Below are 12,892 nucleotides of genomic sequence, written 5' to 3'. Positions count from 1 at the left end.
ACACAAAAAACCGGCACTCGCCCACGCCTCCGGTTCCTGGCTGCATCGGGGGCAGTGGCGTTGGCCGCGTCCATGGGCTTGCCGCCCATCGCCGCCAACGCAGTGCAGGCTCCTGTAGGCGCCGGCTTCACCGTAACGCCGGCCGACTTGTCCTTCATCCTGAAGCAGATCAAGATCGCCGAAGCGCACGTAGCCAACACCACGTCAGAAACCGGCCCTTGCGGGGCCCTCGTGGGTACCGGACCGAACCAGCTTGCCAGCCCCCTGCTGTCCCACGGGCTGCGTACGGTTGACGGAAGCTGCAACAACCTTCAGCCCGGGCAGGAGACCTTCGGCGCATCGGACCAGGTGTTCCCGAGGCTGGGGTCCAAGTCCTTCGGTGCCGCTGAGAGCGGGTCCTTCGGCGGACCGCCCATGGCCACGAGCTACACCCAGAAATCAGGTAGCGTCTTCGATTCGCGGCCGCGCACCATCAGCAACCTGATCGCCGATCAGACGTCCACCAACCCGGCAGCTGTGGCCGCGGCCGGCTTCCCGGCCCGGACGCAGGGCAACGAGGGCGTTGTACCCTGCACCACGGACCCCGATCCTGAGGCGACTCCCCCGGTCAAAGCCGCGCCGGACGGCTGCGTCCCCTCGCACAACACGCTCTTCATCCCCAACGTGACTACCGACGTCGGACTTTCACCGCCCTACAACTCCCTGTTCACCCTCTTCGGCCAGTTCTTTGACCACGGCATCGACCAGACCGTCAAGGGCGGCGGCACGGTCTATGTGCCGCTCAAGGCTGATGACCCGCTGATCGCAGGACCGGACCATGTCTTCGGCAACGCCGATGACCTTAATCCGAGGATGCGCTTTATGGTCCTGACCCGGGGCCAGAACCAGCCGGGGCAGGACGGGAAGCTGGGAACGGCGGACGATGTCCAGGATGCCCTGAACACCAACTCGCCGTGGGTGGACCAGAGCCAGACCTACTCATCGCACTCCTCGCACCAGGTGTTCCTGCGCGAGTACGCCGACAACTCCTCCGGGCGGCCGGTGTCTACGGGCAAGATGCTGGGCGGACCGGAGGGTACGCCCACGGCGGGCGGCATGGCCACCTGGGCTGACACCAAGAAGCAGGCACAGGAACTGCTGGGCATCCAGCTGCTGGACAAGGACGTCCTGAATGTCCCGATGCTGGCCGCCGACGCCTACGGCAAGTTCATTCCCGGGCCGAAGAACGGGCTTCCGCAGTTTGTCACCAAGTCCGGCCTGGTAGAAGCCGACCGCACCGCGGACGAGGGACGGGGAACACTCGTGCCCCAGGACGTGCTGTACTTCAGCACTCCTTTCCTGACAGACATCGCACACAACGCCGACCCGTCACCGCAGGACGCCGACCACAATCCAGCCACACCGCCGGCAGCCCCGGCCCCGGACGCAGACAAGACCGCTTCCGCCGACTTTATGAGCCAGGCCCCCGGCACTTACGACGACGAGATGCTCAACGCGCACTTCATCGCCGGTGACGGCAGGGTCAACGAGAACATCGGATTGACCGCCATCCACCAGGTCTTCCACTCCGAACACGACCGCCTGGCCGCGGACATCAAGCGGGTCCTCAGCAACGACACCTCGGCAAGGGGCGTTGCCGCCCTGGCCGAGTGGAAGCTGGCCGAAGGCGCCGATGGCTGGAATGGCGAGCGGCTCTTCCAGGCGGCACGGTTCGTTACGGAGATGCAGTACCAGCACCTGGTGTTTGAGGAGTTCGCCCGGAAGATCCAGCCTGCCCTCAACATCTTCGAACCATTCGCTTTCGCCCAGACGGACATCAATCCGGCGGTCAGCGCCGAATTCGCACACGCCGTGTACCGCTTCGGCCATTCGATGCTCACGGAAACCATTTCCCGCCGCAACGAGGACAGCCCGGGCGCGGACAACATGTTTGGAACGTCCGACGACGTCAGGGGCTCCCAGAACGACGTGTCCCTCCTCGAGGGCTTCCTAAATCCGCCTGCCTACACAGACGGCGGCCCCGCCGGCCCCCTGACTTCGGAGGAAGCCGCGGGCAGCATCATCATGGGAATGTCGGACCAGGTGGGCAGCGAACTGGACGAGTTCGTTACCGATACCCTCCGCAACAAGCTACTGGGACTGCCCATGGACCTCGCGGCGATCAACCTGACCCGCGCCCGGTCCGAAGGCCTGCCCACGCTGAACAACCTGCGCAGGGAAATCCACGGCGCCACCAACGATGGCCAGCTGAAGCCGTACACCAACTGGATCGACTTCGGCGAAAACATCAAGCACCCCAAGTCCCTGGTCAACTTCGTGGCCGCCTACGGCAAGCACCCCTCCATCCTGGAAGCCACCACGCTGGAGGCCAAGCGCAAAGCAGCCCGGTTGATCGTGAGCCCGGACGCGCTGGCCGGCGAGGTTGCTCCCGAGGACGCCGTGGCCTTTATGAACAGCACGGATGCCTGGGCCAACGACGGAAACTCATCGACCACCGGACTGGATGACATTGACCTGTGGATGGGCGGCCTGGCTGAACGGACCAACCTGTTCGGCGGACTCCTCGGCAGCACCTTCAACTACGTTTTCGAAAGCCAGATGACGGATCTGCAGAACGGTGACCGGCTGTACTACCTGGCGCGCACGCCCGGCATGAACCTGATGGCGCAGCTCGAAGGAAACTCCTTCGCGGAGATGATGATGCGCAACACCAATGCACAGGCACTGAAGGCCGACGCTTTCGCCACGGCTGACTGCAAGTTCGAGCTGAAGAACCTCAATGGAACGGTGCAGGGCTTCGCATCCTCAGGCAACGCCGTCGCGGACGACCCCTCGTCGGAGTGCAACGAATCCGCGCTGCTGATCCGGATGCCCGACGGCACCATCAAGTACCGGGCGTCCAACTCGGTGGACCCGGCCGGCATCAACGGCCAGGCCGTGTACAACGGATCAGTCAACGCCGACCGCATCCATGGCGGCGTGGACAACGACACCATGTGGGGCGGCCTGGGCAAGGACGTCATCGAAGGCAACGACGGCGCCGACACCGTCCTGGGCGGCGACGGCAACGACATCATCACCGACTCCGCCGGGGACGACATACTGAAGGGCGGGCCGGACAATGACGCGATCGACGGCGGCCCGGGCCTGGACCTCCTCCTCGGCGGCGACGGAAAGGACTTCATCAACGGAGGCGCGAACTCGAACGAGACCTTCTCCGGCGAAGACGACGACTTTGTAATCGCCGGTGAAGGGCTGGACGCCGTATTCGGCGGCGGCGGGAACGACTGGGCAGAAGGCGGCGACGGCCCCGACCTGCTGATCGGCGACTCGAGCAACCTGTTCTTCCTGGACGACTCGCAGAAGCCCGGCAACGATGTCCTGGTGGGCCAGGGCGGCGACGACGACTACGACATGGAAGGCGGGGACGACGTCGGCATCGCTGGACCCGGCGTGGAGAAGGTGGCCGGCGCGTCCGGCTACGACTGGGAAATCGGCGCCTACGATCCCCAGCCGCAGGACGCAGACCTGGAACTTCCGATCGAACCGCTGGACATCCTCCAGGTGGGCGTCCGCGACAGGTACAACGAAGTCGAGGCGCTTTCCGGTGGTCCGTTCGACGACAAGCTGCGCGGCGACGACAACATTCCCAAGGAAATGGGTGGTGGAGGCTTCATCGGCTGCGACGCCCTGGACCAGTCAGGTGTTGACAGCATCACCGGACTCGGCCAGCTCATCACATCACTGCCGACTCCCCTGGCCGATGTCATCAATGCCTCGGCGTCCAAGGAATGCCCCGTGCTGAGCGGCCCCCAGGTGTGGGGCGAAGGCAACATCCTGCTGGGCGGCGGCGGCAACGACCTCATCGAGGGCCGCGGCGGCGATGACATCATCGACGGCGACCGGTACCTCAACGTCCGGCTGAGCGTCCGTACAGACCCGAACAACGCGGCCACTGAGATCGGCAGCGCCACGGGAATGAACGCCCGGTACCAGCGCAATTCCGACGGCACACTGACCGGCCCGACGCTCCAGCAGGCGGTGTTCGCAGGCAGCGTCGACCCCGGCAACATTGTCGTCGTCCGGGAAATCCTGGCCTCCTCGGAAGGAACCGATACCGCGGTCTTCTCGGACTTCGAATTCAACTACACCATCACCACAACCGGCGGAGACGGCACCATGGGCTCACCGGGCGCTGTCACCACCGTGCAGCACATCAACGGCGATGATGGCACCGACACCCTCCGCAACATCGAACAGCTCGTCTTCGGCGATGGAACCGACGGCGTGGACGACGGTGAGGACGAGGTTGAGGATGACGTCGACGAGGTCGAAGACGACGTCGACGAGGTTGACGAGGTCGAGGACGGTGAAGGCGAAGGTGCCGACGGCGGCGCCAATGACGGGATTGACGAAGTCATCCCGGGCGATGGCGAGGTCATCGTGGTTGTCCCGCCGACGCCGGGCACCCAGCCTGTTCCGGACACTGCACCAGTGGACCAGGCACCTGCCAACCCCGCACCTGCGAACCCGGCACCCGTGGACCAGGCACCTGTGAACCCCGCACCTGCGAACCCGGCACCCGTGGACCAGGCACCTGCCAACCCGGCACCTGCCAACCCCGCACCAGTGCCGGTGTCGGCCGCAGTGACCGGCGGCTTCTTTGTCCGGACCGTTGATTCCACTGGGGCCCAGTTTGGAGAGATCCTGACTTCAGAACCCGGCGCCACGAGAGTGGTAGTTCGCGGCCTGGAGAACGGTGCCGCATACCAATTCCAGGTTGCCCCAGCCGACGGCGGCAGCGAACCCCAGTTCTCCGAACTGAGCGAACCTGTTGTCCCCGGTGCCACAGAAGACGAGCGCCGCGCTTTCAACCAGGACCTGGCGGAGCAATCGGAAGCAGGACCCGTGGCGGATCAACCGCTGGCACAGGTACCCGGAGCAGCACCCTTCGGGGGCCCCATCGGTACCGCAACGGCGGTCACCTTGGCGGCCCTGGCCCAGTACCTTGTCACGGATCCGGGCAGCGCGACCCTTGCCATCACCACAGGGGGCCTCCTGGCTGCCTGCGCCCTGCTGGCGTTCAAACTGTTCCGTTTCCGGGCCAACGCCAGGAAAGTACTGTCCGAGGAGGCCAGGACTTCCACGAACGCCTGAGTGACCGGAAGTACGCCGCCAGCGTGCTGCCACATGCCGAGGGTGGCCTATCCCCAGTCAAGGGAGAGGCCACCCTTCGGCTTGACCTTCAAGACTAGGAAACCCCAAGGTTCCACGTACAGGGTTCCTCCAGCATCAACTCAGTATCGTCGCAGCATGTTTACTTGCTCAGTCCTCCGGTGTGTGAATCCCGGCTCCGCCTTCATGGCGGGCAATCAAAGCGCGGCCCTTGGCTATCGCGAGGCCTTCGTCTGCGCAAAGCACAAGGCGCTGATTGAGTCCGGTACCCCCTGGGACATGGAAGGGCGCAATGTCCTCATGGGCCAGGACCTGGCGCCTATCCTCGAAAATTGGTCAGTTCGCCCATGCGTTGGGTCTGCCGGCTGCACCCTGACCCTTGAGATTGCGGGCCAGATCAAGCCTGTGGAGGTCTTTCTGATGCCCAGCGAGGCAAGGACCCTATCCACCTGCATCGCGGCCAACGGCGAATCTGGCTGCGCCTAGTCCACCTGCACTTGTTCGCGTCGCCCTGGGCATCGCCTGATGCCCGGAAGTGGCTGTAGTGGCCTTCATCATCATGGCGTCCGTGGTCCTGCCGGCCACGCTGGCTCCCAGCGTCTTCGGCGCAGTGCCCTATACCGGCGCACTGTCCTATCTTGGCTGGAAAACTGTGGGCTGGAAAAGGCTCAGGATGGACGACGGCGGGTGGTCGGCTGAGCTGCCGGGCTAAGTTCTTGCGATGGCCCCCCAACTAGGTAGCCTTTGTGTCCCTTGCGGGGCGCCCGTTCCGGGCTGAAAATGTGCGTGTGGTCGCCTGTCGAAGCCGTGGTTCTTTGGTTCCTTGAGGCCGTTAGGTAGCCAGGTGTTGGGGATCATGACGTGAGCCCTTTACTGTTTCCGTTGTTGAGAACGAGGACTAGATTTTCCTTTCCCTCGTGATTCCCCAGGCGGCCGCTGTTATGTTCGGCGGGCGCGTTCGGGAGGAGATGACGGAGTCCATGCTGGCTGAGTCCCAAGATGAGGAAGAGATTATTGCCAGGGTCGCTGCACTGGATATCGGCAAGGCCGAGCTGGTGTGCTGCGTTCGGATTCCCGCAGAGGGAAACCGGAAGAAACGCTTGCAGGAAGTGAGCACGCACTCGACCATGACACGTTCGCTGGGAGAGCTGGCGAACCGTCTGGTCGGGCTTGGTATCGAGCGGGTGGTGATGGAGGCGACCGGCGACTATTGGAAGCCGGTGTTCTATCTCCTCGAGGCCCACGGGCTTCAGCCGTGGCTGGTGAACGCCCGGGATGTCAGGCACCTTCCCGGACGGCCCAAGACCGACGTGCTGGATGCGGTCTGGTTGTGCAAGGTCGCTGAACGGCAGATGCTCCGGCCCAGCTTCGTCCCGCCCGTGGAGATTCGCCGGCTGCGGGACCTGACCCGCTACCGGATCGATCTGGTCGGGGAACGCACCGCGGAGAAGAACCGGGTCGAGAAACTCCTCGAGGACGCCTGCATCAAACTTTCGGTCGTCGCGTCGGATATCTTCGGGGTGTCCGGGCGGGACATGATGGCTGCGTTGATCGCGGGTGAACGCGACCCGAAAGTCCTTGCCCAGTTGGCCCGGTCGGTCATGCGGAACAAAATCAGCGACCTTGAGGAGGCCTTCACCGGCCGCTTCGATGACCATCACCGTTTCCTGCTCGCCCGGATGCTGGCACGGATCGACGGCATCGACGCCGATATTGCTGCACTCGATGAGCAGATCGAGGTGCAGTTGGCCCCTTTCGCCGCGGCGGCGGAACGCCTGGATGACATCCCGGGCATCGGCCCTGTAGCCGCCGCCATCATCATCGCCGAAATCGGGGTCGACATGTCACAGTTTCCGACCGCCGGGCACCTGTGTTCCTGGGCCAAGTTCTGCCCGGGGATCAGCTCCTCCGCCGGGAAAACCAAGGGCAACGGTTCCAGCGGACACGGCAACCGCTACCTCGCCCGTGCACTGGGCGAGGCTGCCGTTATCGCCGGCAGGACCAACACCTTCCTGGGCGAACGCTACCGACGGATCGCCAGACGCCGCGGGAAAAAGCGTGCAATTGTCGCCGTCGGACGATCCATCCTGGTCGCCACCTGGCACATCCTCCAAGACCCCGACACCAGGTTCCAGGATCTGGGCCACGACTACGTCCATGCCCGCACCAACCCGGACGCCAGGAAGCACAACCACATCCGCCAACTCGAAGCCCTCGGCTACACCGTGACCCTCACCCCGGTAGCCTGACAACCACACATACTCGCATAAGCCCAAACGTGGCCCGAACGATCAACCACGCCCAACCAACAAAGCCACGTCACCCCATTTTCGGACTAGCGCTAAGTGTCGTTTTGGGCACCCATAACGACACTTAGCGCTACTTAGTTGGGTGCGGGGGGTCAGGTGCGCTCGGAGAGCCTCTTGACGTCCGCCACCAGCTTGTCCCACATACCCTTTGAGTGCTCGGCAGCCTCCGCACTGGCGTTGTTGTCCTGCGACAACACCAGCAGTGTGCGGCCGCCCTGGTCCTGAAGCGTCCAGGTCAGCGTGTGATAGTTTTCCGGCTTGTCTTCCTGGCCTCCCAGCGGACTGAAGTGGGTGTAAACCAGCTTCTGGCCGGGTTCCACTTCAAGGACCACTCCCTTGTCCTGGTAGTCCTTGCCCTCCCAGCTGCCACTCCATGTGATGGGTCCGCCCACAGTCCAGTCCGTGCTGAGCTCGGTGCCGAACATAAAATCCCGCGTGGCGGCCGGGTCCGTGATGACGTCCCACACCCTGGCGGGCGGTGCTTCGACAGTGACCGAGGACGTGGCGACGTAATCACCCGGCATTACCCTTGGCCTTTTTGGCGGTAAACAGCAGGTACTCCCACTCCATCTGGAATGGGGTGTCACCATGGGCGTCGCCAAAGGACTCGGCCAGGTCCGTCAGCGCCTTGTCCAGCTCCTTGACCTTGTCCGCGTCCTCGGCGATGAACTTGTAGACGGAGATGGTGGGGCCGTAGTGGGACTTGAAGTAGCGCACGAAGTCCTCCGGCTGGTGGAAACTGTGCACCGCCAAGGTCTTTTTCCGGGCGTTGGTTTCGGTGATCCTGTCACCGAAGAGTTCGCGGAGGTGGTCCTCGCTTCCCCACAGCGGTGCCGGCTGGGCACCCGGTGGCGGTGGCGGGGCAAAGGGCTTCAGGGTGGCGAACATCCTGCCGATGAAGCCTTCAGGTGTCCAGCTGAGAAGTCCGATGGTGCCACCCGGCTTGCACACCCGCAGGAGCTCGTCGGCTGCCCGCTGGTGATGGGGCGCGAACATCACGCCGAGGCAGGACATCACGGTATCGAACTCGTCGTCAGCGAAAGGCAGCGCCTCCGCGTCCCCTTCTTGCCATTCCAGCTCCACGCCGCGGTCCGCTGCCTGGTGGCGGCCGGCGTCGAACAGTTCGGGGGTGAGGTCGCTTGCCACGACCTTTGCGCCCATCATGGCGGCGGGGATGGCAGCGTTTCCGGCTCCGGTGGCGATGTCCAGGACCCGCTGGCGGGACGTGACGCCGCATGCTTCCACCAGGATGGCCCCGAGCTCGAGGAGCAGCTCGCTCGCCAGCGCGGGATAGTCTCCCGATGCCCACATGGCGCGATGCTTCTGCTTGAGCGCCCGGTCCGCCTCGAGGACATCTGTTTGGTCGTCCATGACTGTGCCTCTCTACTGTGATGGTTCGTCAGTGAGTGAACAGCGCGCTGCGGCCACAGCGGAGGCTGCGATGCGACTCATTGTGAACTCGCCGAACCCGGCTGTAAAGAGAGCAACCGTAAGGGAGCCAGCTGCGGAAGGCCGCGCAGGCAGACCGCTGGTGAACCCGTGCCGGCTACCGAAAAGCAAGCAAGCTTAGTAGTTTCGTAGTCATGGCATTAACCCCGGGAACAGACGCCGCCGGCCATGGATCCTCACGCCGGCTTGCGCGCCCTGGTGCCCGTTGCCTTGCTGGTGGTGGTTTTGGCGGCCGGTTTGGAGGTGGACTTCGCCGCAGTGGACTTGGCGGCCGTGGATTTGTCCGCCGTGGACTTTGTTGTGCCGGCCTTGGCTGTGGCGGATTTTGCCGTACCCGCCTTCGCTGTGCTGGTCTTCGCCGCGCTGGTCTTCGAGGCCGTCGACGTCGCAGCGCCGGACTTGCTCTCACCCGACGTGGCTTCAGAGGACTTGCTGGCAGTGGCCCTCTTGCGCGCCGGCTTGGCGGCCTCTTCGTCGTCACTGGAGGCTTCATCGCCCGAGTCCCCGCCACCCGCATCCGCGGCGGCATCAGCCCCGCCCCCGCGTTTCCGGTCCAGGCTCCGCTTCAGTGCTTCCATCAGGTCGATGACTTCGCCCTTGCCGCCTTCGCCGGCTTCCACACCGAAGGTTTCCTCGGTATCCAGGGAGTCGCCCTGCTCCAGTTTGGCCTCAATGAGCTGGCGCAGCTGCACCTGGTAGTCATCGGTGAAGTGCGCGGGATCAAAGTCGGCCGCCATGGACTCCACCAGCGCCGCGGACATGTCGCGTTCCTGGGCGGAGATCTTAATGGAGGCGTCCAGGGAAGGGAAGTTGGCTTCGCGCACCTCGTCCGGCCAGAGCAGGGATTGGAGCACCAGGACGTCGTCTTTGATCCGCAGTGCGCCCAGCCGCGTCTTCTCGCGCAGGGCGAACTGGACGATGGCCACCCGGTCCGTGTCCTCCAGCGCCCGGCGCAGCAGCACGTAGGCCTTGGGCGACTTGGAGTCCGGTTCCAGGTAATAGCTCTTCTCGAACATCATGGGTTCAAGCTGCTCGGACGGGACGAACTGCACCACTTCGATCTCGTGGCTGTTCTCTGCCGGGATGGCCTTGAGCTCGTCCTTGGACAAGATCACCGTCCGGCCGTCCTCCTCGTAGGCCTTTTCGATGTCCGAATAGTCGATGACCTGGCTGCACACTTCGCACCTGCGCTGGTAGCGGATCCGGCCGCCATCGGCATTGTGGACCTGGTGCAGACTGATGTCATGATCTTCGGTTGCGCTGTAGACCTTCACCGGCACGTTGACCAGGCCGAACGCGATGGCACCTTTCCAGATGGCTCTCATTCCCTAAGTCAACATCACGCAGCCCCGGAGGTGAAGCCCCATGGCCGCAGCTAAGGAGCGTGTCCGGGTTGCCGGCAGGGAATTGACCCTCACCAACCTGGGCAAAGTCATCTACCCGGAGACCGGCACCACCAAGGCGGACGTGCTCGCCTACTACGCCGCGGTGGCACACGTCCTGATCCCGGCTGCCGCCAACAGGCCGGCCACCAGGAAGCGGTGGGTTAATGGCGTCGGTACTGCGGGGAAGCCCGGCGAGGTGTTCTTCCAAAAGAACCTTGAGGACTCCGCTCCCGGCTGGCTGCCGCGCGCCGCCATTATCCACAAGGACCGGACCATCCACTATCCGATGGTCAACGATCCCGCTACACTCACCTGGTTCGGCCAGATCAACTCGCTGGAAATCCATGTTCCCCAGTGGCAGGTGGACTCCCACGGCAACCAGCTGAATCCGGACCGGCTTGTCCTGGACCTGGATCCCGGTGAAGGCGCCGGCCTGGAGGAGTGCGTGGAAGTGGCCCTCCTGGCCCGCTCAATCCTCGAGGACGTGGGCCTGGATCCCGTCCCCGTAACCAGCGGCAGCAAGGGCATCCATCTCTACGCACCCCTGGACCGGAGCCAGACCTCGGATCAGATCTCGGCCTTTGCCCGTGAGCTGGCACGCGCCTTGGAAGCGGACCATCCGGACCTGGCGGTCAGTGACATGAAAAAGACCCTGCGCAAGGGCAAGGTGCTGGTGGACTGGAGCCAGAACAACGCGGCCAAAACCACCATCGTGCCCTACTCGCTCCGCGGTCGTCCCACCCCGATGGTCGCCGCGCCCCGGACCTGGCAGGAGATCGGCTCCCCGGGCCTGAGGCACCTGGACTATAAGGAGGTGCTGCAGCGGGTGCAGGAGGGCAAGGACCCCTTTGCCGCCGTCGTGGGCGCCTCCGGCCGCGACCCCGAGGTACGCAACGAACATCACGACGGCGACCCCCGCCTTGGCAAGTACCGCTCCATGCGGGACCCGCAGAAAACACCCGAGCCTTTCTCCGGCACTGCCGGCAGCGGCGACGCCTTCGTTATCCAGGAGCACCACGCCAGCCGGCTTCACTTCGACCTCCGCCTCGAGCACGACGGCGTCCTGGTGTCCTGGGCCCTGCCCAAGGGCGTGCCGGAATCCGGCGGCAAAAACCACCTGGCCGTCCAGACCGAGGACCACCCGCTGGACTACCTCACTTTCCAGGGCACCATTCCCAAAGGGGAGTATGGCGCGGGTGAGATGACCATCTGGGACACCGGCACCTATGAACTGCATAAGTGGATCAACGGCAGGGAAGTCATCGTTACCCTGACCGGCTCCGAAGGCGGCGGGCTGGGCGGCACCCGGAAGTTCGCGCTGATCCATACGGGCCGGGGGCAGGGCAAGGACTCCGAAGGGCAGTGGCTGATCCACCTCATGGACAAGGACCATGGCAGTAGCCGGCACCGCCATGCGCCGGCGCGGGAGGAGGAGCCCGAGGAAACTGAAGACGAGGCTGAAGCGGCTGCCGAGGTGGGTGAGGAGGCTCCGGACGCTGTAAAGCCGGAGCAGTCAGAGGAGCCGGAGGATGTCCAGGAGCAGGACAACCAGGAAGCTGAAGAAACGTCTCCGGCGCCCCCTTCAGCCGCCGCTTCCGCATCTCCCGAGGATTACAGCCCCATGATGGCCACCTCAGGGACAACAGCCGATCTGCACGGCAGCAACTGGCAGTTCGAGCTCAAGTGGGACGGCGTCCGTGCCATCCTCGTTGCGGACGAGGATGAAGTGCGGATCTTCAGCCGCAACGGAAACGACGTCAGCAAGACCTACCCCGAGTTCACGGACAGGAACTGCTGGCCACCCCAGCCGTTCGTCGCGGACGGTGAGATCATCGCCATCGCGCCCTCGGGCAGGCCGGACTTCGGGTTGCTTCAGGGGCGCATGAAGCTCACCCGGCCCGGCGACGTCACGAAAGCGCGCAAGGCCATCCCCGTCCGGCTGATGCTTTTTGACCTGCTGTACGACGCCGGTACGGACCTTCGCAGGCTGCCCCTCGCCAAGCGGCGCCAGCGGCTGGAGGAGTTCTTCAGCCCGTCGGACTGCCCGGTGGATATTTCCACTGTGCTGGAAGACCGGGTGGAGCACATCCTGGAAAGCGCGCAGGAACTGGGCCTCGAGGGCGTCATGGCGAAGCGCACGGACAGCCGCTACGTCAGCGGGCAACGGACGCGGACCTGGATCAAGCTCAAGCTCGACCAGACCCAGGAGGTGGTGGTGGGCGGCTGGCGGCCGGGCAAGGGCGCCCGCCGGGACTCGGTGGGTTCGCTGCTGGTGGGCATCCCGGAGGGACGGAACCTGCGCTATGTAGGCAGGGTGGGCAGCGGCTTCAGTTTCCGCGAACTGACGGAACTTCGGCAGACTGTGGACCGCCTCGCCAGGAAAACCTCCCCGTTCCAGGAGGTCCCCCGCGAGGATGCGGCGGATGCGCACTGGGTAGCCCCCCAGCTGGTGGGTGAAGTGACGTACAGCGAATGGACCGGGACGGGCAGGCTTCGGCATCCGGTGTGGCGCGGTTGGCGGCTGGACAAGGACCCGGCAGACGTGGTGGACGAAGCCTGACAGCTGCAGAAGCG

General features: G+C 64.5%; 8 protein-coding genes. 5 read left to right on the top strand and 3 right to left on the bottom strand.

The window, feature by feature from the left end; translation table 11 throughout:
• The first annotated feature begins 72 nt into the window (after positions 1-72).
• The 4 genes from G6R19_RS01280 to G6R19_RS01265 all read left to right on the top strand — a co-directional run bounded on the left by G6R19_RS01280 (position 73) and on the right by G6R19_RS01265 (position 7,424).
• On the top strand, positions 73-5,157 hold the full coding sequence (locus G6R19_RS01280) for a peroxidase family protein (RefSeq protein ID WP_240341719.1): 5,085 nt from the start codon (positions 73-75) through the stop codon (positions 5,155-5,157).
• A 156-nt stretch (positions 5,158-5,313) separates the two neighbouring features.
• The gene (locus G6R19_RS01275) at positions 5,314-5,661 is read left to right on the top strand and encodes a hypothetical protein (RefSeq protein WP_163161564.1); all 348 of its coding nucleotides are present in this window, start codon (positions 5,314-5,316) and stop codon (positions 5,659-5,661) included.
• Between the two features lie 58 nt (positions 5,662-5,719).
• Positions 5,720-5,887 (top strand): hypothetical protein, encoded by a 168-nt coding sequence (locus G6R19_RS01270; RefSeq protein ID WP_163161562.1) that lies wholly within the window; start codon positions 5,720-5,722, stop codon positions 5,885-5,887.
• Between the two features lie 205 nt (positions 5,888-6,092).
• Entirely contained in the window at positions 6,093-7,424 is a 1,332-nt protein-coding gene (locus G6R19_RS01265; protein WP_240341718.1) for an IS110 family transposase, read from the top strand.
• Between the two features lie 152 nt (positions 7,425-7,576).
• Here G6R19_RS01265 and G6R19_RS01260 read toward each other — a convergent pair whose 3' ends face one another.
• The 3 genes from G6R19_RS01260 to G6R19_RS01250 form a co-directional block, all read right to left on the bottom strand.
• On the bottom strand, positions 7,577-8,008 hold the full coding sequence (locus G6R19_RS01260) for an SRPBCC family protein (protein ID WP_163161560.1): 432 nt from the start codon (positions 8,006-8,008) through the stop codon (positions 7,577-7,579).
• Positions 7,998-8,855: a class I SAM-dependent methyltransferase gene (locus G6R19_RS01255; RefSeq protein ID WP_163161558.1), complete on the bottom strand. Its 858-nt coding sequence runs from the start codon at positions 8,853-8,855 to the stop codon at positions 7,998-8,000. The genes G6R19_RS01260 and G6R19_RS01255 overlap by 11 nt, the downstream gene beginning before the upstream one ends.
• A gap of 254 nt (positions 8,856-9,109) precedes the next feature.
• Positions 9,110-10,258, bottom strand: coding sequence for a Ku protein (locus tag G6R19_RS01250; protein WP_163161556.1), 1,149 nt, complete (start codon positions 10,256-10,258; stop codon positions 9,110-9,112).
• Between the two features lie 40 nt (positions 10,259-10,298).
• On the opposite strand from G6R19_RS01250, the gene G6R19_RS01245 reads away from it, so the two are divergent.
• The gene (locus G6R19_RS01245) at positions 10,299-12,878 is read left to right on the top strand and encodes an ATP-dependent DNA ligase (RefSeq protein ID WP_163161554.1); all 2,580 of its coding nucleotides are present in this window, start codon (positions 10,299-10,301) and stop codon (positions 12,876-12,878) included.
• The last annotated feature ends 14 nt before the right edge of the window (positions 12,879-12,892 follow it).

The sequence above is a fragment of the Arthrobacter sp. Alg241-R88 genome (assembly GCF_900537115.1).
Classification (GTDB): Bacteria; Actinomycetota; Actinomycetes; order Actinomycetales; family Micrococcaceae; genus Arthrobacter.
Note: the sequence above shows the minus strand (reverse complement) of the source record. Positions and strands in the feature narration are given on the sequence as shown.